The following is a 21425-nucleotide window of genomic DNA, read 5'->3' as shown; positions in this document are numbered from 1 at the left end:
CAGACGGAGGCCGCCTAGATGGAGCTGGAGACGGACTGCACCGTGCCGGGCTTCTCTTCCGTGAGCCGCATCAGCGCGCGGAACTCCGGCGAGTCCACCTTCATCAGGAGCAGGGACACTTCCAGCTCCCCCGGCACCCGGCCGAGCTGGAGCTTGCGCTCCTGGCCGTGCAGCAGGGCGAGCTGCGAATGGCCTTCGCCTTCGGGCAGCGACAGGTCCAGCTCCAACTGGAACCCATCCCCTTCGCCCCGGGGCGTGAGCACCAGCCGGTAGTCCGGGGCCAGCGCGCCCGGACGGCGGCGTTCGGCCCGCAGCGTGCGGCCGGACTGGCCCAGCAGCTTGGGCTGGGCGATGAGCCGGCCGTCGCGCCGGACCTCCAGCGCGAAGTAGAGCGGTTCGGAGCGGGCGTGCGCCGGGGTGGGCATGAAGAAGGCCAGCAGCACCAGCGCCAGCCCGGGAAGCCACGTCTTCAGCAGGGAGGTGCGGTCCATGGTTGAGCCCTCGTCCAAAGCATCCGTCCGCCGCGTCGGCCCCACGGCTGGCAGCGGGCCCGGAGGCGCCGCTGTCGCTTCACACCCGATTCGACAATTCCCAAGGAATAACCCAGACGCGCCCCGAGTGCGAGCCCCACGCCCCTGGTTGTCTGCTGCCTTGCGGACGAAACAGGGGGTACCTGTCGATACCTGCTTGCCTGTTCAGGTAGGTGCGACTATCCCTCCTGGACGGGCGCGGCCGCCTCCGCTGTTGATGTCGCTGCCCCTTTCCCCCTGCCCTCGCCCCCAACCCTCCGGAAGTACCCGGTCTGCTTGATCTCCCGGGTCCTGTCCGCCATCGTGACCGATCTTCTGAATGGACCGCACGGAACGCATCCTTGATCTCGTGGCACTGCTGCTCGACGCGCGGGAACCCATCTCGTGGGCCGAGCTGCGCGAGCACTTCCCCGCCGACTACGGCGGTTCGGACGACGCCGCGGAGCGCAAGTTCGAGCGCGACAAGGCGGAGCTCGTCGAACTGGGCTTCCCCCTGAGCTACGTGCAGGGCGACGACGAGCGGCGCGACGGCTACCTCGTCGACCGCAACGTCTACTACCTGCCGGAGGCGGACCTCACGAAGGAGGAGCTGGCCGTGCTCTACGCCGCCGGGTCCGCCGCGCTGGCATCCGGGGCCTTCCCGGGCCGCGACGACCTGGCGCACGCCCTGCGCAAGATTGGCTTCTTCGCAGGGGAATCCCTGCCCACCCCGCGCGTGCGCATGGAGCTGGGCACCGGCCAGGTGGGCCAGGAGAAGGAGGTCTCCGCCCGGCTGGAGACGCTCTGGGAAGCGTGCTCCGCCCACAAGTGGGTGCAGTTGACCTACGGCAGCCCCAAGCAGGCGGGGCTGACCGAGCGGCGCGTGGACCCGTACGGCCTCGCGCTCCGGCGCGGTGTGTGGACGCTGGTGGGCTACTGCCACCTGCGCCAGGGCCTGCGCACCTTCCACGTGCATCGCATCCGCGAGCTGAAGGCGAACACCGCCCGGCCGCGCACCCCGGACTTCGAGGTGCCCGCCGACTTCTCGCTCGACGCGCACGTGGCGTACTTCCCCTGGCAGTACCGCTTCCATGAGCCCATGGAGGTGACGCTCCTGTTGAAGGGGCCGCTGTCCTCGCGCGGGGCCTCGCTGTTCCCCGGCGCGGCGCTGGAGCCGGTGGAGGAGGGCGTGACGCGCGCCCGCTTCCCGGTGACGTTCGTGGACGGGCTGGCGCGGTTCGTCCTGTCGCTCGGCGCGGACTGCCGCGTGGAGGGCCCGCTGGAGGCGCGCGAGCCGCTGGAGCGGATGGCGGCGCGCATCCTGGAGAAGCACGCGATGGTGGAAGGCCAGCAGGTGAGCGCATGAGCAACGTCCACGAGCGGCTGCGCCGCCTGCTGTTCCTCGTCCCCTACGTCTCCAAGCACCCGGGCGTCACGGTGGAGGCCCTGGCCAAGGCCCTCAACATCAGCCGGGAGGACCTGCTGGAGGAGCTGGACCTGCTCACGTGCGTGGGCCGGCCGCCCTTCAATCCGGACGACTACATCGACATCTACGTGGACAACGACCGCGTCTACGTGGACCTGGATCAACGCCTGTTCGCGCCGCCCCGGCTGACCGCGGGCGAGGCCGCGGCCCTGGCCGCCGCGGCGGAGCTGCTGCGCCCGGCCACCGGGGACGCGCTCCAGAGCGCCCTCACCAAGCTGGAGAACATCATCCCGCCCGCCGCGCGCGAGCGCTTTCGGGACATGTACCGGAAGATCGACGCCACGGGCGAGGCGCCCCTGGCCCTGGGGCCGCTCACCCAGGCCATCCTGGAGCGCCTGGAGGTGACGTTCGGCTACGCCACCCCGGGCCGTCCGGCGGAGTCGCGCCAGGTGCGCCCCTACGAGCTGCTGAGCAACCGGGGCCAGTGGTACCTCCAGGGCTTCTGCCACACCCGCCAGGACGCGCGCCTGTTCCGCCTGGACCGGATGGAGGACCTGGCCGTCACCACCACCGCCTTCCAGCCCCCGGCGGACGCCCGCGCGGACGTGCCCAACCCGGCGCGCGGCGCGAGCGAGGCCTCCGTCCGGGTCCGCTTCTCCCCCATCGCCGCGCCCTACGTGAAGGAGCGCTTCGGGCAGGACGCCCGCCCGCTCGCTGACGGAGGGGTGGAAGTGCGCGTGGCTGGAGACAGTGAGCGCTGGCTCACGCAGTGGGTGCTATCCTTCGGCGGCGAGGCGGAAGTGCTGGAGCCGGCGAGCGCTCGCGCCGCCGTTGCCCGAGCCGTGCATGCCTCGATAGGCTCCTAGGACGACATGGCTTTCCAACTGACGATCTCCGAGGGAAAAGACGCCGGCAAGGAGTTCGTCTTCGACCAGGACTCCGTGCTCATCGGTCGCACCTCCGAGTGTGACGTGGTGCTGTACGACCCCGGTGTGTCCCGCCGCCACTGCCGCATCCTCAAGATGGGCGAGGGCTACGGCGTGGAGGACCAGAAGAGCGCCAACGGCACGCTCATCAACGGCGCGGCGGTGCAGAAGCAGGCGCTCACCGACGGGGATGCCATCACGTTGGGGCCGGTGACGTTCCTGTTCGCGTTCGCGCAGGACGACGCGACCACCGGTGAAGAGGACGCGCCCGCGGAAGACGGCGCCAACAGCACCCGCATCGTGTCCATGGACTCGCTGCGCAAGCAGCGCAACAAGAAGGCCGCCGCGGCGATGGCCCCGGAAGGCGCCGACGAGGAGGAGCTGCAGGGCATCCGCGCGGAGTCCACCCGCATGAACATGCGCGCGATCCGCCGGCCCACCACCAACCCCCAGCGCGCCGCCGCGCCCCCGCCCGCCGATGACGCCCCCCAGGCCCTGGCGCCGCGTCCGTCCGGGTCGTCCGCTCCGGCGCGCCGCACGGGCTCCCAGTCCTCCCGCTCCGTGGCCCGCGTCTCCTCGCCCCGGAGTGGTGCTGGCGGCGGGGGCGGAGGCCTGTCCGCCGCCGAGCGCGCCCGCATCCGCCGTGAGACGCCGGGACTCGCGGCCAACCTGCGCCTGTTCTGGGCGGAGGCCAGCTCCAAGGTCCGCACGGGCGTGATGGCCGGCGGTGGCGTGGTGGTGCTGGCCCTCTTCGGCCTGCTGTACTGGCTGGTGCTGGGCGGCGACGACATGGTGCAGCGCGGCGAGGAGCCGGTGCGCCTGACCAACCAGCCCATCAACGATTCGTTCGGTCTGGGCGACGGCGTCACCTGGAGCCGGCCGGACATGAAGGTCTTCGAGTGGGAGTTCGTCGCCGCCACGCGCGCGGTGGTCATCCTCCACTACCAGGCCTCGGGTATCTCCAAGGACGAGGTCGTGGTGAGCGTCAACGGCGTGGACGTGGGCAAGGTGCCCCCGGACACGCTGGCCAGCCAGGAGCGCTCGCTGGAGCTGATGATCCCGCCCCAGCACCTGCGCAAGGGTGAGCCCAACCGCATCATCTTCGACAACACCCGCAACCCGCCCGGCGAGGACCCCTGGCGCGTGTGGAACGTCTGGGTGGAGCGCGCCCTGCTGCCCGAGCAGTTGACGTCGGTGCAGCTCGTGAACCTGGCCCGCGAGTCCTACAAGAAGGGCCGCAAGAACTTCGAGACGCCGGACATCGGCGCGCGCAACCGCTACGAGGCGTGGAAGTCCTTCCGCGAGGCGTGGCTGATGCTGGAGGCCCACCCGGACCCCAAGCCGGAGCTGTACTACGAGTCCCAGGAAGGCATGAAGAACGCCCAGCAGGAGTTGGATCGGACCTGCTCCAAGCTGCTGCTGGAGGTGGAGGGCTACTACAACCAGAGCCAGTTCAAGAAGGCCGCCTCCACGCTGGACCACGTGCGCGAGTACTTCCCCGAGTTCGACCAGCCGTGCGCCACGCGCGCGGAGAACAAGCGCGCCGAGTACGGCCTCTAGCCGTCAGGTCCGATAGCCGACGGTGCAACCCCGCCTGGGAGGCGGGCAGGGCCCGTCCGGGTTGCCGACCCCCCCTTCCGTTCCCACCCTGACAAGGGTGATGCGCGAGCTTCGGGGGGAGGAGGGCGGGGTGGAGGAGCGGCTTCCGACAGGGGGTCCGCCGGTGAGGGCCCTGGCCCGGAGCCCGGGGCCGGTGCCCGAGCACGGCCCGGTGTGGAGCCCCGGGGTGTCCCGGCGGCTGCTCGCCCGCTACTACCTGCCCCAGCGCCACACCACGCTGCAGGGCAACGCGTGCCGCCTCCTGCGCGACGGCGTGGAGGCCTATCCGGAGATGCTGGAGGCCATCCGCCGGGCGCGCCGCTCCATCCGCCTGGAGACGTACATGTTCGTCACCGACGCGGTGGGCGAACTGTTCGGTCAGGCCCTGGCGGAGGCCGCCGAGCGCGGCGTGCACGTGAAGGTCCTCTACGACGCGGTGGGTTCATGGACCAGCCGCAGGAGCTTCTTCGAGGGCCTGCGCCAGCGCGGCGTGGACGTGCGGGCCTTCAAGCCCTTCAGCCTGTCGCGCGGGCTGCGCCACCTGTTCCGCCGTGACCACCGCAAGATCCTGGTGGTGGACGGCACCGTGGCCTTCACGGGCGGGGTGAACATCGCCGCGCACTGGGCGCCGGAGGGGCAGGGCGTCGCGTGGCGCGACGATGTGCTCAAGATTGAGGGCCCCGCGGTGCATGAGTTGGAGCGCCGCTTCCTCGCCACGTGGCGGATGATGTTCCAGGACCGGCTGAGCCGTCTCAAGCGGCGCATCCGGGGCGGCGTGCGCCTGCCGGAGCCCGGGCCGCGGCGCGGGGACGTGGGGCTGGCGGTGCTGTCCAGCCGCCGCAGCATCCACCGCGCCTACCTGCACGCCATCCAGCGCTCGCGACAGAGCGTGCTCATCGCCGCGGGCTACTTCGTGCCGGACCGCCGGCTGGTCGCCGCGCTGAAGGACGCGGCGAAGCGCGGCGTGGAGGTGAGCCTGCTGCTCAACGGCGGCAAGAGCGACCACCCCTTCCTGGAGCACGCCACGCGCGCGTTCTATGAACCGCTGATGAGCGCTGGCATCCGCATCTTCGAATGGCAGCGCGGCGTACTGCACGCCAAGACGGCGGTGGTGGACGGCGTCTGGGGCACCATCGGTTCGTTCAACCTGGAGCGGCTGTCCCTGGCGTTCAACCACGAGGTGAACGCGGTGTTCGCGGACCCCCGACTGGGGCGCGAGCTGGAGGATTCCTTTCGCACGGACTGCGGCGACTGTCGCGAGGTGGACCTGGCCGTCTTCCAGCGTCGGCCCCTCTGGCAGAAGGCCGTGGAGCGGGTGCTCTACTTCTTCCGCAAGGTCCTCTGAGCCCGATCCCGGAACCGACCCCGGAGCCCTCTGGGGAAACAGGGGGTTCCAGGCAACCGTCCACCGTCGTCAACGCGGTGCAGGAACCCTTTGCATGCCGCGTGCGAGGGCCATAGAAGTTGCCTCATTCCGGCACGGAAGGACGGCAACGAAAATGACGGACAGTTTCGGCACGAAAGCCAAGCTCAAGGTGGGCTCGACCACCTATGACCTCTTCAGCCTGGGGACGCTGGCGAAGTCCCACCCGGCGGTGAACCGCCTCCCGTTCTCCCTCAAGGTGCTGCTGGAGAACCTGCTGCGCAACGAGGACGGCCGCGTCGTCAAGCGCGAGCACATCGAGAAGATGCTCGCCTGGGACCCCAAGGCCACGCCCGAGACTGAAATCTCCTTCCACCCCGCGCGCGTGCTGCTCCAGGACTTCACTGGCGTGCCCGCCGTCGTGGACATGGCCGCCATGCGCGAGGCGCTCGCCGCCATGGGTGGCGACCCCGCGAAGATCAACCCGCGCAACCCGGCCGACCTCGTCATCGACCACTCGGTGCAGATCGACTCGTTCGCCACCACCGCGGCCTTCAAGGAGAACGCGGAGCTGGAGTTCGAGCGCAACCGTGAGCGCTACGCGTTCCTGCGCTGGGGCCAGAGCGCGTTCAAGGGCTTTGGCGTCGTGCCGCCAGACATCGGCATCTGCCACCAGGTGAACCTGGAGTTCCTGGCGCAGGTGACGTTCCGCCAGGGCACCATGGTGTATCCGGATACGCTCGTGGGCACCGACAGCCACACGACGATGATCAACGGCCTGGGCGTGGTCGGCTGGGGCGTGGGCGGCATCGAGGCGGAAGCGGCGCTCCTGGGCCAGCCCATCACGATGCTCATCCCGCAGGTGGTGGGCTTCAAGCTCACCGGCAAGCTCCCCGCGGGCGCGACGGCGACGGACCTGGTGCTCACCGTCACGCAGATGCTCCGCAAGAAGGGCGTCGTCGGCAAGTTCGTGGAGTTCTACGGCAACGGCCTGAAGAACCTGTCGCTGCCGGACCGCGCCACCATCGCGAACATGGCCCCGGAGTACGGCGCCACCATCGGCTTCTTCCCCGTGGACGAGGAGAGCTGCAACTACCTGCGCTTCACCGGCCGCCCGGATGACGTCGTGGCGCTGACGGAGGCGTACGCGAAGGAGCAGGGCCTGTGGCGCACGGATGAAGCCCAGGACCCCCTCTTCACCGACTCGCTGGAGCTGGACCTGGCCTCCGTGGTGCCCAGCCTCGCGGGCCCCAAGCGTCCGCAGGACCGCGTGCCCCTGAAGGACATGAAGGCGGGCTACGAGGCGTCGCTCGTGGAGATGCTGTCCGCCGGCAAGAGCAAGGGCGAGGATGACGAAGGCCCCAAGGGCGGCGCCAAGGCCCCCGCGGCCCCGGTGCCCCCGGAGCGGCTGGCCCAGAGCGTCACCGTGAAGAACGGCAAGCAGAGCTACCAGGTGGGCCATGGCGCGGTGGTCATCGCGTCCATCACCTCCTGCACCAACACGTCCAACCCGGCCGTGCTGGTGGCCGCCGGCATCCTGGCGAAGAACGCCGTGGAGAAGGGCCTCAAGCCCCAGCCGTGGGTGAAGACGAGCCTCGCCCCCGGCAGCCGCGTCGTCACCGAGTACCTGCGCGACGCGGGCCTCTTGCCCTACCTGGAGGCCGTGGGCTTCCACGTCGTGGGCTACGGCTGCACCACCTGCATCGGCAACTCCGGCCCGCTGCCGGAGGCCGTGTCCAACGCGGTGGTGGAGGGCGACCTCGTGGTGGCCGCGGTGCTGTCCGGCAATCGCAACTTCGAGGGCCGCATCAACCCGCACGTGCGCATGAACTACCTGGCGAGCCCCCCGCTCGTGGTGGCGTACGCGCTGGCCGGTGAAGTGGGCCGCGACCTGAACAACGAGCCCCTGGGCACGGACCCCAACGGCAAGCCGGTGTTCCTCAAGGACATCTGGCCCTCCGACCAGGAGATCCGCGAGACCATCCGCACGGCCGTGAAGCCGGAGCAGTTCCGCAGCCAGTACGCCAACGCGATGGACGGCGACGCGCTGTGGCAGCAGCTCCAGGTGAGCAAGGGCTCCACCTTCCAGTGGGAGGAGAAGTCCACCTACGTGCGCAAGCCGCCCTTCTTCGAGAACCTCCCGAAGGAGCCCAAGGCGGTGCAGGACATCAAGGGCGCGCGCGTGCTGGCGCTCCTGGGTGACTCCGTGACGACGGACCACATCTCGCCCGCCGGCAACATCGCGAAGACGAGCCCCGCCGCGAAGTACCTGATGGCGGAGGGCGTGGAGCCCAAGGACTTCAACTCCTACGGCGCCCGTCGCGGCAACCACGAGGTGATGGTGCGCGGCACCTTCGCCAACATCCGCTTGAAGAACCTGCTGGTTCCCGGCGTGGAGGGTGGCGTCACCGTGCACATCCCCACCCGCGAGCGGATGAGCATCTACGACGCGTCCATGAAGTACCAGGCGGACAACATCCCGCTCGTGGTGCTGGCGGGCGCCGAGTACGGCACCGGCTCCAGCCGCGACTGGGCGGCCAAGGGCACGCAGCTGCTGGGCGTGAAGGCCGTCATCGCCAAGAGCTTCGAGCGCATCCACCGCTCCAACCTCGTGGGCATGGGCGTGCTGCCCCTCCAGTTCGACGCGGGCCAGGACGCGCAGTCGCTGGGCCTCACCGGGCAGGAGACGTTCGAAATCACGGGCGTCGCGGACGGACTCGCGCCGCAGAAGAAGCTCACCGTGAAGGCCACCGGCGGCGAGAAGGGCCCCATCGAGTTCACGGCGGTGTGCCGCATCGACACGCCCAACGAGCTCGACTACTACCGCAACGGCGGCATCCTCCAGTACGTGCTGCGCCAGCTCGCCAAGGCGTAACGCGCGTTCCGGAGTCTGCCGTTCCCGGCCCGGCCGCCCTCGCTCCACGGAGGGTCGCCGGGCCGTCGTCTTTTCGGCGCGTGTCGGGGACTACTGCGCGCGCAGGCGCGTCCAGGCGGCCACGTAGCGCGACAGCCTTTCGGCGTCCTTCGGCGTGACGGCGGACAGCCGCCGCACGTCCATGTTGTCCTCCAGGTCCGCCAGCTTCACGCGGCGGGCCAGGGGGTGGGGCAGGAGCCTTTCGATGAAGGTCTCGTAGCTCTCCCCCTCGCGCTTCGTGAGGCAGTCCAGCGCGGAGAGGATGTCCTCCGCGTAGCCCAGCTCGCGCAGGCGCTCCAGTGTGTAGGGCGTGTCCTCCACCACGTCGTGGAGGACGGCCACCGTGCGCTCGGCGTCCGAGGACAGGCGCAGCATCACCCGCAGGGGGTGGAGGATGTAGGGCTGTCCTGCCTTGTCGCGCTGACCCTGGTGCGCGGCCACCGACAGGGCGATGGCGTCTTCGAGCGTGGGCATGACGGGCAGCTTCTCACGCCCGCCATGTGCCGGTTCAACCGTTCAACGGTTCAGGTTCCCGGAGCCCGTGCCGCCCGCGTTCTGCGCGGTGTAGGCCTGGCCGCCGCCGTTGTACTGGAGGATGCCCTCCACGGCGAGGCCGGTGGTGTCCTGCTGGTTGGTGTCACCCCGGCGCGGAATCAGCGTCTCGCTGATGCACAGCGCGCCCACCACCACCTGCTGGTCGTTGTCGCGCGTCCAGTCGTTGTCGAGCGGCTTGAACTCGTCCTCGTTGTCCCGGATGTAGAGGTACACGTCGTCGTTGCCGTCCCCGTCCAGGTCCGCGAACAGCACGGGGTTGGCGGCCTTGATGGCGTTGCGGCCCGTGGCGGCCGTGGGGTCGCGCGGCATGGCGGGCGCGGTGTTGGTGGACGAGGCCACGGGGTCGTAGACGGACGGCGCGGCGAGGAAGGTGTTCCACTGCGCGTAGTTGCGGCCGAAATAGCCGCGCGCCAGTTGCAGGCCGCTCCCCGCGCAGCTCTGCCGCTGGCCGACGCGGCTGTAGGACACCGCGCGGGTGCGCTCGCTGCTGGCGTAGGCCATCACGCCCGCCACCAGTCCCAGCAGCACGGTGACGAGCAGCACGACGAGCAGCAGCGTGGCGCCTCGGGCGGAACGGGAAGAGGGTCGCGGGGACATGGGCGGACTCACAGGCTGGCCGACGCCAGGTTGGGCAGCTCCGCCCGGCGCGAGAAGAGGCTGCGGAAGTAGCCATCCGCGGTGGCGGAGGCGGGCGGGGTGTGGTTCTCCACGGCGATGGGCAGGTCCTCGGCGAGCACCGCCTGGTTCCGCGTGTCGCGCCGGGGATTGCGGCCGGTGGCCACCACGCTGATGCGCACCGAGCGCAGGCCCGGGGTGAACTCCGGCGACAGCCCGTCCTGGAAGACGTAGCGGGAAGGGTCCCCCGAGTTCGTGGCGTCCACGCCGAAGGCCACCTGGAAGTCCTCCACGAAGTCCTGGAGCACCAGCGGGTCTCCCATGTCCATGAAGGGGCGGCCCGCGGCGTCGGTGGCGGGAATGCCCTCCGCGCGCATCAGCGCCTTGCGGCCCCCCGTGGCGGGGTTCGGCGCGATGAAGAAGTGCAACAGCCGCGCGGTGTACACGAGGTCCCCGCGCTGGAAGCCGCCCTTGTGGGGCGCGTTGGAGAAGCCCGGCACGCCGGTCTCCAGGTAGCTCACCGTGGCGGTGGGCGGGCTGCTCACCACCGTCGCCTGGGTGAGCAGCGCGGCGCTCTTCATGTTGCTGGCCACCAGCATGGCGTTGGCGGCCGGGGCGGTGCTCGGGGTTCCCACGCAGTTGACCTGGAGCGAGCCGGTGCCCGGCTGCACCACCGTCATCGCCGCGCCCGGCGCGCAGTCGCGGCCCAGGTAGTCGCGGTCCGGCACCACCAGCCACAAGTCGTCGGTGCCTTCGGTGCCCGGCACGTTGCCGGTGGTGGTGGCGGTGAGCAGGCCCGTGCCCGCGCCGTCCCCGCCGAAGACGGGGTTGATGCGCTGGGGCACGCCCGCGGACACCACCCAGAGGCCCTCGGACATGCCCGCGCCGGCCTGCCGCACGGCCGACAGCAGGGCTTCTCCGGCGAGCCGCGCGTGGTCGTGGCTGTCGCCCACGTGCTCCGTGTTGTGCACCACGCGCCCGCCCGCCAGCAGCAGGGCCGCGGCGGCCGCGAGGATGATGGTGGCCAGCGCCGAGGCCACCATCGTCTCCAGCAGCGTCATGCCGCGCGGCGCGGCTCGCCCGTGGGCCTGCTTCGTTTCCATCCGGTGCACCCGCGTCATTGGACGAACACCTCGCTGTGGACGACGGCGCGCTCCAGGCTGTCGCCCTTGCGGAACACGCGCGTCCAGACGGTGAAGGGCAGGGCGCCCGCGGGCACCAGCGCCTGGGACGCGGGCGGCAGGTCGCGGGGCAGCCCCTTGGTCACCAGGATTTCGCGGCAGTAGACATCCTTGGGCAGCACCGCGTCCGGGGTGGAGTCCACGCACGGCGTGTTGTCGGGCACGCTCGTCATGGGCTCCACCTCGCCGGTGGGCTTCACGCGGAAGTAGGCGCCGGTGCCCATGTCCGCCGCCACGGGGGCGCTCGGGTCCAGCGTCCACGGCGCCGTGCCGAAGGGAATCTCCGGGGGGAAGGTGCCCGGCCGGTCCACGGCCTGGAGCAGCAGGTCCGACTTCGACGCCAGCCACAGCCGCTGGACGCGCGCCTCCAGCAGCATGCGCCGGCCCTGGAGCACCTGGCCGTCCTTCACGTCGCGCGTGGCGGCCACCATGCCCATCACGGCGCCCACGGCGGCCAGGGCCAGGATGCTCATGGAGATGAGCACCTCCAGCAGGCCACTGCCGCGCGCGCGGCCACGGGCATTGAGGCGGACGGAGGGGCTCATTCGAAGAACCTCTGGCTCCAGTTGAGCAGTTGGTAGAGCACGCCGTTGTTGCCGTTCACGGAGTCCTTCGTGTTGGGGCTGGAGGGGCCCTCGGTGGTGGCGTTGTCGATGCGCGTGACGTGCAGGGCGCTGACCTGCGCGCCCACCACGAAGTCCTGCGACGCGCCCCCGTTGTCGCGGTGGTAGACGGCCACTCCGCCGTAGTTGGCCAGCGACGTGCCCGCCATCGGCCGGTAGCCGCCCGCGGACGTGGGCGCCTCGCCCAGGTCGATGCTGTAGGTGGCGCCCCGGATGGAGCCGCTCAACAGCATGGGGTCGTTCACCGACTCCTGCGCGGTGCTGAAGTACGCGGTGCGCCCGGCGATGGTGATGTTGCCGTAGACGTGCTCGGGCGCGCTGAAGACGAGCGGGAAGGGCGGTGGCTCGCGCAGCACGCCGTAGGTGGTCGCTTCCGAATGGGCCACGCTCGCGGAGATGGGCGTGACGCCGTCCAGCTGCTTGCCATCCGTGCTCAGGGGCAGCCGGTACTCCGCGTCCAGCAGCAGGATGTGGAAGCGGCCCGCGACGGAGTCCGACACCCAGTCCATGCCGGCGGTGCCCACCAGGGCCACCATCTTGCCCTGGTAGTTGGCGAAGGCGGACGCCTCATCCACCCCTTCGCGGGGAATCCGCGCCAGGCCCACGTTGGTGCTGATGGGCTGCGACGTGGCCGGCAGTCCGCCGATGTTCATCGCGGTGTACTTGCAGGGCGAGGCTTCGCTGCACGCGGGGCCCAGGCGCGCCACGTTGACGTTCACGCCGGTGGACGCGTCCAGCTCCCACAGCCGTCCCTCCATGTCGCCCACGTAGAGGCGCGCGGCGCCGCTCATGTCCTGCGACACGGTGGGCGCGGCGGGCGCGCTGTTGTCCACGCCCGTCGTGTAGCCCTGCTGCCACTGCCACAGCTTCTGGCCGTTGGCCGCGTCGATGGCGAACACCTGCACGCCCTTGGCCGGAGTGCCCGGCGCGCCGGAGCTGCTGGACGCGACGAACACGGTGTAGACGGGCTCCAGCCCCAGCCGGCCCACGCCTACCGACAGGCCGCGCGAACCGCCCAGGCCGCTGTAGTCGTAGAGGCCGCTGGCGCCACGGCCTGGATCCGACGCGGGCGGCAGCAGGAAGAGGCTGGTGTCCTCGTCCCAGGTGTATGTCCAGTCCAGGCCGCCCTGGCCACGGTCCGCCAGCGACACGGCCGTGTGCGGCGCGCTGGCGCTGCCGTAGTGGCTGCCCACCAGGTGCCACAGCAGCACCGGCTTGAGCGGGTTGGTGACGTCCATGGCGAACAGGTCGCGGCCCGTCTGGCCCACGTTGGTCACCAGCACGGTGTGCCATTCGCGCCGGCCGGTGCCGACGAAGTCCGCGAACACGTCGAACACCACCGGAGCGCTGTTCACCCGCGCGGTGTTGTTGCGCAGGCCCACGAGCTGCGTGGCCGGCAGGAAGCTCCACAGCTCCGTGCCCGGGGGCGGCGTGGAACCGCCGCGGAAGCCCGCCGCGTAGTCCGTCTTGAAGCGCGCGGTGGCGTCCGGGTTGGCGAACTGGAGGTCCTCCTGGGGGCCGTCGTAGCGCTTGCCGCCGGAGACGTAGAAGGCGTGAAGCTGGCCGTCCAGGCCCGCCGCGTAGGCCACCGTCGGACGGGGGCTGTTCTTGTCCGGGATGTTCTCGCTCGCGGGCACCACCACCGGAGACGAGTGGATGAAGCCGCCCAGGTGCGCGCGGTTGTCCGCGTCCTCGTTGTTGCACTCGTTGTCGTTGGGCTCCAGCACCGCCGTGCCGCTGCCGTCGCGGCCGGTGGAGGTGGCGAAGCAGAAGCCGCGCACGCGCTGGAGCATCTGCGTCACCGCGCGGAAGTCGATGGCCAACTGGGTCTGGTTGAGCAGCGTGTTGAGCACGCCGAAGTCGGCGCCGCCCACCTGCGGCGTGTACTGCGTCGCCTGCTGCAGGTCGCACACGCCGTCGGCGCCGCGCACGAAGTCATAGCGGAAGCTGCCGTCGCGGGACGTGGCGCGGCCCAGCTTCATCACGTCCACGCAGCCGGGGTTGGGGGCGCTGCCGTAGCTGCTGTTGATGCGCGTGCCGGAGACCTCCTCTGGCACCCAGCCCACCTGGAGCACTCCGTGGGGCGCGGTGCGGTTGGGGCCCAGCACCGGGTTCTCCGTCACCTCGCCGCCGAAGTAGGTGAAGAGGTTGCGCGCGCCCGGGCGGGGCATGCGCGCGTCCGCGTTCCAGAGGGTGCCGTCGTCCAGGCTGTTCTCGCCGGTGGACAGCGCGTTGCCCCCGATGAGCGAGTGGGCGCGCAGCGTGCCCGGGTAGTAGGGGAACACCCAGTGCGAACCCTGCGCGGGGGTGTACGTGTCCGCGCCGGGCGGGTAGCCGGACACCGCGTCGTAGGAGGTCTTGAACAGCAGGGCGCGAGAGCCATTCGAGTCGCTGCCGTTGGTGTCGTCCAGCGTCACCGGGGCGGAGACGGTGCGCTCGCTCTGCAGCGGTTCGGAGCCCAGGTTGAGCAGCGTGTTGAGCACGATGCGCGTGCCCGCGACGCTGTCCTTGAAGTCGTGGCCCGCCAGGTAGACGACCGTCGCCTTCTGCGGATCATTGTCCTTCTGGCCGAAGGAGAAGAAGTCATGGCCGCGCGTGGAGGGGTTGGCCGCCACATCCAGGGCGCTGTCATAGCGCTCGCCGCGGTCGTAGTCCTTCCAGCTCACCGCCAGCCGCCGCACGCCGTCCTTGTACGCGGCGGCGCGGTAGTTCTCCGTGTGGCCCGCCACGTTCTTGTAGCGGAAGTCGCCCATCTGGGAGAACGGGTCGCCCGGGTTGGGGTAGATCATGCAGGCCGGCCGGCCGCGGCTTTCGCTCAGGTAGTCCGGGTCGGAGCAGTTGCGGCCGTCCCAGTTGGCGCCGGGGCCTCCCAGCTTGTTGATCTCGAAGTTGGCGTCGCCCTGGAAGCGCGAGCGGGCCATGGGCGTACCGTCCGGGCGCGTGCTCGTCTCATAGGACCAGATGCTCGCGCACTCGGCGAACAGGCCGTTGCCGCGCTGGTCGGTGAAGTGGGCGATGTTGTTGAGCACGTTCTCGCGTTGGTTGACGGCGCCGTCCCCGTTGGCGCTGTACTCGGCGCGGGTGCTGTTGCCGATCTCCCAGTGCGGCGCCCAGAACACGCGGTAGCGCGGCTTCTGTGTCGCCGGGTCGATGGCGTTGATGAGGCCGTTGGGGAACGCGGCGGTGCTGATGAGGTCCCCGTTGGCGTGCAGCGCGTCGTAGATGAGCCCGGGGCGACCGCCGTTGAGGGTGCACGGGGTGCTGGTGCCCTCGGGGCAACCGCCGGCGCCGGGGAAGTCCAGGCCCGCGTTGCGCAGGTAGTCGTCCAGCATGCCGCCCTTCACATAGGACTTGTCCCCGGTGTTGTTGTCGTGCCGGTCCAACAGGGCGATCTTCGGCGGCACGCGGTTGAGGCGACGGCCGATGGGCGCGTTGAACTCGATGGTGGCCTGGTGCATGCGCACGTAGAAGCAGCCAATGCCGGTGCTGAACGTGTTGCAGGAGCACTCGGTGCGGAACTTGTTCGGCGCGTCCGCCCCGGCGGCGGAGTTCAGGAAGTCGAGCGCGTTCTTCGCGTCCTTCGCGTCGATGATGAAGCTGCCGCCCATGTACTGCACGTCGCGAAAGCCGCTGCCGGTGTCGAGCGCCGTGCGCCGGAAGGCCGGCCGGGCCTCGCCGGTGGTGGTGGTGAAGTTCTCGATTTCGGCCTCGGGGAACAGGCCGCTCGCGGGCAGCGCCGTCAGCGGGGGCACCGGCACCACCGGCGCCGCGTCCGCGCGCGAGACGTGGAAGTCACAGCCGTCATTCCACTGCGGATCATTCCACTGGCCGCTGTTGGGCGCGGGCGGCAGGTGCTTGTTGGTGGGCACGCACCGGTTGGGCGACTTCTTCGTGTCGTCGATGGCCAGGTACACCGTCACCGGGTGCGCGGCGTTGAAGCCGCCGGCCTCGTTGGACTGCAGGAGGCGCCACACCAGCCCGTAGGCCGACAGGCTGCCGCAGCCCTGCTGGAAGGTGGCCTGCTCGGGGATGATGAGCGAGCCCTGGCTGAAGGTGACGATGTCCGTGGCCGACGCGGGCGCGGCCGCCAGCAGCGCGAGGCCCAACAGGGCGCGCCGCCAGGAGGAGGCTCCGAAGGAGGGGTGTGCCAAGGGTTCACCGGGGGGTTGAGGGGCCAGCCGACCCCTCGGGGTCAGGGGTCACCCTCGTTGTGCACGCCGTGTGCCCCGCCAACGACGGCCATCACCCGAGGGGAGGCCTGGAAACAAACCGTGGCGTTGTGGCCGGGCGCAGCCAGCGACTACGCAAACCTTGCGAGGTCCGCACCGGGCTGCGTAGCGCGGCGCGGTGGCGGGCCGTCTACTCCCCGCCCCGGCCGCCGCGGCCGGCCTTCTTCTCGGAGGTGCGCTTCTTCTCCTCCAGCCGGCGCCGCTTGGAGCCCAGGGTGGGGCGGGTGGCCTTGCGCACCTTGGGCACGAACGTGAGGGCCTGGAGGCCCGCGCGCAGGCGGCGCACGGCGGCGTCCTTGTTCTGCGATTGGCTGCGGCGCTCGGTCGCGGTGACGGACAGCTCCGTGGGCGGATGGCTGAGGCGCACGCCGCTGGCGGTGGTGTTGCGGTGCTGTCCGCCGGGACCGGAGGCGATGAAGAAATCCACGTCGCAGACCTTCAGCAGGGCCTCGTCATCCAGGGCGAGGGCCGCCCGGGCGGCCTGGCGTCGTGCGGGGGGTGCAACGGGGGTCGTCGGCGTCATGGCAGTCCTCAACGTAGCGCCGGGGGGACGACACGGGTACCGCCTCCCTGACGGCGGCCTCCCATCCCTTTCGCGCGGAGCCGTCGGCGGGAGTGGCGGGATGTCTCTCTGATTGAGTGGGTGGATTCTCATTTTGAAAGCAATGGCGCTTTTTGCAGGCGGCATTTTCGAGTGATTCCAGTGGGTTGGGGTATGGCCCGGGCGTTGCTCTAGGGGAGGGCATCCACCCGCTGCACGAATCCAAAGGACCTTCCCCATGCCCCTCCAGACCTGGCAGCTCGACACGACGCACACCACCGTGGGTTTCACGGTGCGCCACATGGTGGTGGCGAAGGTGCACGGCCGCTTCACGCGCTTCGAGGGCAAGGTGACGCTCCAGGGCGACGACTTCACGAAGGCCTCCGTGGAGGTGAAGTTGGAGGCGGCGAGCCTCGACACCGGCGTGGAGGCGCGTGACAACCACCTGCGCTCGCCGGACTTCTTCGACGTGGCGGCCTTCCCGAAGCTCATCTTCCGCAGCAAGCGGGTGGAGGCGGTGAAGGGCGACCACTACCGCGTGGTGGGCGACCTGACGGTGCGCGACCAGACGCACGAGGTGGTGCTGGACGCGGAGCTGCTGGGCCGCGCGAAGGATCCGTTCGGCACGGAGCGCATCGCGTTCCAGGCGACCACGCACCTGGACCGCAAGCAGTTCGGGCTGACCTGGAACCAGGCGATGGAAGCGGGAGGGGTGCTGGTGGGCGAGCGGGTGGACATCAGCCTGGATGTGCAGGCGGTGCCGGCCACGGTGCCCGCGGACAAGGCGGCCTGACAGCCCTTCCCGCGTGCGGCGGGACCTCACGATGTGCAGTGAAACAAGCAGGGAGCGACACCATGATCTACGTACGAACGTCCGAAGCGCGGGGCCACGCCAACCACGGCTGGCTCGACACCCATCACACCTTCTCCTTCTCGGACTACTACGACCCGGACTTCATGGGGTTCCGCTCGCTGCGCGTCATCAACGAGGACACCGTCGCGGCGCGCCGGGGCTTCGGCAAGCACCCGCACCGGGACATGGAGATCCTCACCTACGTGGTGAGCGGCGCGGTGGAGCACCAGGACAGCATGGGCACGAAGGCGGTCATCCGGCCCGGAGAGGTGCAGCGCATGAGCGCGGGCACGGGCGTGCTGCACAGCGAGATGAACCCGTTGGATGAGCCGCTGCACCTGTTGCAGATCTGGCTGCTGCCGGAGCGCCAGGGCCTGCCGCCGGGCTACGAGCAGAAGCGCTTCGAAGACGAAGAGCGGCGCGGCAGGTTCCGCGTGGTGGCGTCCCGCGACGGGCGCGACGGGTCGCTGACGGTGCACCAGGACGTGGTGCTGTCCGCGACGGTGCTCGCAGAAGGCGAGAAGGCGGACTACGTGCTTTCGCCCGGCCGCCACGCGTGGCTCCAGGTCATCCGGGGCGAGGCCACGCTCAACGGGGTGACGGTGAAGGCCGGTGACGGCGCGGCGGTGTCGGAGGAGACGGCGCTGGCGTTCGCCGCGAAGGCTCCCACGGAGGCGCTGCTCTTCGACATGGCCTGAGGGCGTCTTGAAGCGAGCGGCGGGCCCCGGCTTTGGAGCCGGGGCCGCCGTCTAGAAGCTGCGCAGGTTGAACGTGAAGCCGGTGCTGGCGGTTCGACCATCCCCGGCGGTGGCGACGAACCGCGTGACGACGGGCACGAGGCTGAGCGAGCGGTCCGCCGTGACGTAGAGCTGCGCGCTCGTCTGGCCCTCGGCCAGGGTGAGCGCGTCGGCGGTGAGACGCTGGGTAGGAGACTCGAGCGTGATGACGAGCGGACCGGTGAAGCCCTCCGCGCGGGTCACCGTGACCGTCGTCTGGGCGCGCGCGCCCGGGATGAGGTCCACCTGGCGGGGCGTCACGGCGACGGAGAAGTCCGGCTGGGTCACGGGCGGCGGCAGGATGACCACGGCGATGCCGCTGCTGGCGGTGACGTTGTTGGCCGGATCATCGGCGACCAGTTGGATTCCGCCCACGCCGTAGGTGGTGACGGTGGCCGAGACGGCGAGCGTGAGGGTGGCGTTGACGATGGTTTCGCCCGCCGGGAGGACGAAGTCCGGGCCCAGGGTGACGCCCTCGGGCGTGCCCGTCACGCGGATGGGCATCTCGGTCAGGTTGTCCGCGATGCGCTGCACGGCGATGTCGTAGGGGACGGAATCGCCGGGCGTCACCGTCACCGTGTCCGCGCCCGCCCAGTCCAGGCGGTAGTACGGCGCTCCGCTGCCACAACCCATGTCCAGGACCAGGGCGCAGACAAGGAGGGTGAGTCGGGAAAGGGGACGCTGCATGGGGGCTCTCCTGGGTGACGAAGCGGTGAGGAGCATGGGCTGGGGGAGAAGGGCCCGCAAGCGGCCAGGGGGAAGGGCGGGCGTCAGCGGAACAACGAACAGGCCGCCACATAAGTCCCGACGTGGGCTTCCAGTGACGGCGCCAACGGCTTCGCGTAGCCGCCGCCCAGCGTGAGCACCGCGGGCAGTCCGCGCTCGCGCGCCGCGCCCAGCACGCGCAGGTCCCGCGCCTTGAGGCCCGCGTGGGTGAGCGACAGTCGGCCGAGGGTGTCCTCCGCCAGCGGATCCACGCCCGCCTGGAAGAAGAGCAGGTCCGCGCGCGCGGACTCCAGTACGTGGGGCTGGTGGGTGTCGAGCAGGGCCAGGTACTCCGCGTCCCCCGCGCCATCCTCCAGTCCCAGGTCCAGGTGCGAGGGCTGCTTGCGGAAGGGGAAGTTGTGTTCGCCGTGCATGGAGAAGGTGAAGACGGAGGCGTCGCCCGCGAAGGTGGCCGCCGTGCCGTTGCCCTGGTGCACGTCCAGATCCACCACCACCGCGCGCTGGATGGCGCCTTCGGCCTGGAGGACGCGGATGGCCACGGCGATGTCGTTGAAGACACAGAAGCCCTCCCCGTGGTCGGGGTACGCGTGGTGCGTGCCGCCTGCGAGGTTGGCGCCGAAGCCGTCCTCCAGCGCGGCGCGAGCGGCGGCCAGCGTGCCCCCCACGGAGGCGCGCGCGTTGTCCACGAGCAGGGGCGACCAGGGAAAGCCCAGCCGGCGCGACTCCGCGTCGGTGAGCGTGCCGGCGAAGAAGGCGTCCAGGTAGCGCGCGGTGTGTACGCGCTCCAGGTCGGTCCGGTCCACGAGGGGCGCCTCGAAGAGGGAGGCGGGGGACAGGACGCCGCGCGCGAGCAGGGCCTCGCGCAGCAGGCGGTACTTCTCCATGGGAAAGCGATGCCCTTCGGGAAGGGGCACGGCGTACCGGTCGGAGTGGAAGACGCGCACGGGGCAGGGGCGTAACGCCGCGTCGGAAGGGGTGCAACCGGGGGCGTAGACCTTCCGGCGGACCTGTCCGTTACAGAAGCAGGCGGCGCGCGGTGCCCGCCCCCGCCGTCTCATTCTGGAGCCCACCATGAAGCTGAAGCCCCTCTCGCGGGCCGTCCTGACGGCCGCGCTCGCCACCGGTCTGTCCGCCACCTCCGCCCTGGCCGTGACGCCCGTCACGCCCATCCACGAGTCGCCGCCGGTCGCGCCGCGCAAGGTCGTCCCGGTGCCCGCGCCTCCCTCCGACGCGAAGGCCGCCGCGGCCACGAAGCCCGAGGCCGCCCCCGCCGAGCCGCCCGCCCCCCCAACGAAACCGGGCCTCAACCCGTTGCCCGCGCCGCCGCCCGCCGCCACCGCGAAGCCCAAGCCGCCCGCCGCCACCCCGAAGCCGAAGTCGCCGGAGGTCGTGACGTCCGTGGGGCTCCCGGGGCCCGTGCCGCAGGCGCCCGAGCAGGCCCCTCTGGTTCCGGACTTCCTGGCTCAGGACCCGGCCGTGCAGGCGCAGGGCGCCCAGCCGGAGATTGAAGTGGCCTTCGTGCTGGACACCACCGGGTCCATGGGCGGGCTGCTGGAGGGCGCGAAGCAGAAGATCTTCTCCATCGCGTCGCGCATCGCGAAGGGCAAGCCCACGCCGCACCTGAAGGTGGCGCTGGTGGCGTACCGGGACGTGGGGGATGCCTACGTGACGAAGCGCTTCGACCTGAGCGACGACCTGGACGCGGTGTTCGCGGAGCTGCGCAAGCTCCAGGCGGACGGCGGCGGGGACTCCCCCGAGCACGTGGGACGCGGGCTGGGCGAGGCGGTGTCGCTGCTCAAGTGGAACCAGAACCGCGAGGTGATGAAGGTCATCTTCCTGGTGGGCGACGCGCCCCCGGCCCAGCGTGAGGCCGCCTGGGACTTCAAGCTGTGGTCCAAGCGCGCGAAGGAGCGCCACATCGTGGTGAACACGGTGCGCTGCGGTGGCGACGACTCCACGGAGGTCTCCTGGCGCTACGTGGCGAAGCTGACGGACGGCACGTTCGACTCCATTGACGCCGCGGGCGGCATGGTGGCGGTGGCCACGCCCTTCGACGAGGAGCTGTCCCGCGTCAACGCGGAGCTGGCGTCAAAGACGCTCTACGCGGGCCGCAAGGAGGCGCAGGCGATGAACCGGGCGCGGGGGGACGTGATGAAGAGCATGAGCGCGGAGGCCGCCGCGGACCGCATCAGCTACATGAAGACCAGCCGGAGCGCGGGCAAGGGGGGCGCCGCCGCGGCGGAGGTGAGCAGCGCGCCCGCGGCGATTGGTGGCGCGGTGGACCTGTTGGAGAAGCCGGCCGCGCTCGCCTCCATCAAGGATGACGAGCTGCCCGAGGAGCTCCAGGGCCTGAAGAAGGAGGAGCAGTCCGCGAAGGTGAAGCAGCTCGCTGGCGAGCGCAAGGCGCTGGAGCAGCAGGTCGCGAAGCTGGCGAGCGACCGCGACCAGTGGCTCACGAAGAACGCGCCCCCCAAGGAGGACGCCTTCGACGCCAACGTGATGAAGAGCGTGAAGACCCAGGCCGCGAAGTTCGGCGTGAAGTACTGACGTCACCCCACCGCGCGGGGATTTTCCGCTCCCCGCGCGCGG

General features: G+C 70.6%; 17 protein-coding genes. 8 read left to right on the top strand and 9 right to left on the bottom strand.

What is annotated here, in order from left to right:
* Positions 1-14 precede the first annotated feature (14 nt).
* Positions 15-491 carry a hypothetical protein gene (locus OV208_RS22450; RefSeq protein ID WP_267575921.1) on the bottom strand — a complete coding sequence of 159 codons (477 nt, stop codon included), beginning with the start codon at positions 489-491 and terminating at the stop codon, positions 15-17.
* A 358-nt stretch (positions 492-849) separates the two neighbouring features.
* Between OV208_RS22450 and OV208_RS22445 the strand changes: the two genes are divergently transcribed.
* The 5 genes from OV208_RS22445 (at position 850) to acnA (ending at position 8698) form a co-directional block, all read left to right on the top strand.
* Positions 850-1875 carry a helix-turn-helix transcriptional regulator gene (locus OV208_RS22445; protein WP_267575920.1) on the top strand — a complete coding sequence of 342 codons (1026 nt, stop codon included), beginning with the start codon at positions 850-852 and terminating at the stop codon, positions 1873-1875.
* Positions 1872-2801 (top strand): helix-turn-helix transcriptional regulator, encoded by a 930-nt coding sequence (locus OV208_RS22440; protein WP_267575919.1) that lies wholly within the window; start codon positions 1872-1874, stop codon positions 2799-2801. Before OV208_RS22445 ends, OV208_RS22440 begins: the two co-directional genes overlap by 4 nt.
* Positions 2802-2807: 6 nt before the next feature.
* Complete coding sequence (locus OV208_RS22435) at positions 2808-4421, top strand: FHA domain-containing protein (RefSeq protein ID WP_267575918.1); 1614 nt, start codon at positions 2808-2810, stop codon at positions 4419-4421.
* A gap of 100 nt (positions 4422-4521) precedes the next feature.
* Complete coding sequence (locus tag OV208_RS22430; protein WP_267575917.1) at positions 4522-5805, top strand: phospholipase D-like domain-containing protein; 1284 nt, start codon at positions 4522-4524, stop codon at positions 5803-5805.
* 154 nt (positions 5806-5959) lie between these two features.
* Positions 5960-8698 carry an aconitate hydratase AcnA gene (acnA, locus tag OV208_RS22425; RefSeq protein ID WP_267575916.1) on the top strand — a complete coding sequence of 913 codons (2739 nt, stop codon included), beginning with the start codon at positions 5960-5962 and terminating at the stop codon, positions 8696-8698.
* 90 nt (positions 8699-8788) lie between these two features.
* Here acnA and OV208_RS22420 read toward each other — a convergent pair whose 3' ends face one another.
* The 6 genes from OV208_RS22420 to OV208_RS22395 form a co-directional block, all read right to left on the bottom strand.
* Positions 8789-9211, bottom strand: a complete 423-nt coding sequence (locus OV208_RS22420) for a GTP pyrophosphokinase (RefSeq protein ID WP_267575915.1) — start codon at positions 9209-9211, stop codon at positions 8789-8791.
* A 42-nt stretch (positions 9212-9253) separates the two neighbouring features.
* A complete protein-coding gene (locus OV208_RS22415) occupies positions 9254-9889 on the bottom strand; it encodes a hypothetical protein (protein ID WP_267575914.1) in 636 nt (211 codons plus the stop codon).
* A gap of 8 nt (positions 9890-9897) precedes the next feature.
* Complete coding sequence (locus tag OV208_RS22410; protein ID WP_267575913.1) at positions 9898-11010, bottom strand: PilW family protein; 1113 nt, start codon at positions 11008-11010, stop codon at positions 9898-9900.
* Positions 11011-11024: 14 nt separating this feature from the next.
* The gene (locus OV208_RS22405; RefSeq protein WP_267575912.1) at positions 11025-11633 is read right to left on the bottom strand and encodes a PulJ/GspJ family protein; all 609 of its coding nucleotides are present in this window, start codon (positions 11631-11633) and stop codon (positions 11025-11027) included.
* On the bottom strand, positions 11630-15862 hold the full coding sequence (locus OV208_RS22400; protein ID WP_267575911.1) for a hypothetical protein: 4233 nt from the start codon (positions 15860-15862) through the stop codon (positions 11630-11632). Before OV208_RS22400 ends, OV208_RS22405 begins: the two co-directional genes overlap by 4 nt.
* Positions 15863-16070: 208 nt before the next feature.
* A complete protein-coding gene (locus tag OV208_RS22395) occupies positions 16071-16463 on the bottom strand; it encodes a peptide chain release factor family protein (protein WP_267575910.1) in 393 nt (130 codons plus the stop codon).
* Between the two features lie 256 nt (positions 16464-16719).
* Between OV208_RS22395 and OV208_RS22390 the strand changes: the two genes are divergently transcribed.
* A complete protein-coding gene (locus OV208_RS22390) occupies positions 16720-17274 on the top strand; it encodes a YceI family protein (RefSeq protein WP_267575909.1) in 555 nt (184 codons plus the stop codon).
* A 62-nt stretch (positions 17275-17336) separates the two neighbouring features.
* Positions 17337-18032 (top strand): pirin family protein, encoded by a 696-nt coding sequence (locus tag OV208_RS22385; protein ID WP_267575908.1) that lies wholly within the window; start codon positions 17337-17339, stop codon positions 18030-18032.
* A gap of 51 nt (positions 18033-18083) precedes the next feature.
* On the opposite strand, the gene OV208_RS22380 is transcribed toward OV208_RS22385, so the two are convergent.
* Together OV208_RS22380 and OV208_RS22375 are read right to left on the bottom strand one after the other, a co-directional pair.
* Positions 18084-18797, bottom strand: coding sequence for a hypothetical protein (locus tag OV208_RS22380; RefSeq protein WP_267575907.1), 714 nt, complete (start codon positions 18795-18797; stop codon positions 18084-18086).
* A gap of 83 nt (positions 18798-18880) precedes the next feature.
* Positions 18881-19720, bottom strand: coding sequence for a histone deacetylase (locus tag OV208_RS22375; RefSeq protein ID WP_267575906.1), 840 nt, complete (start codon positions 19718-19720; stop codon positions 18881-18883).
* A 187-nt stretch (positions 19721-19907) separates the two neighbouring features.
* Here OV208_RS22375 and OV208_RS22370 point away from each other — a divergent pair, with 187 nt between their 5' ends.
* Positions 19908-21383, top strand: coding sequence for a vWA domain-containing protein (locus OV208_RS22370; RefSeq protein WP_267575905.1), 1476 nt, complete (start codon positions 19908-19910; stop codon positions 21381-21383).
* The last annotated feature ends 42 nt before the right edge of the window (positions 21384-21425 follow it).

Source organism: Corallococcus sp. bb12-1 (assembly GCF_026626765.1).
GTDB lineage: Bacteria > Myxococcota > Myxococcia > Myxococcales > Myxococcaceae > Corallococcus > Corallococcus terminator.
The sequence above is the reverse complement of the archived record's forward strand: the minus strand, read 5'-3'. Positions and strand labels throughout refer to the sequence as shown.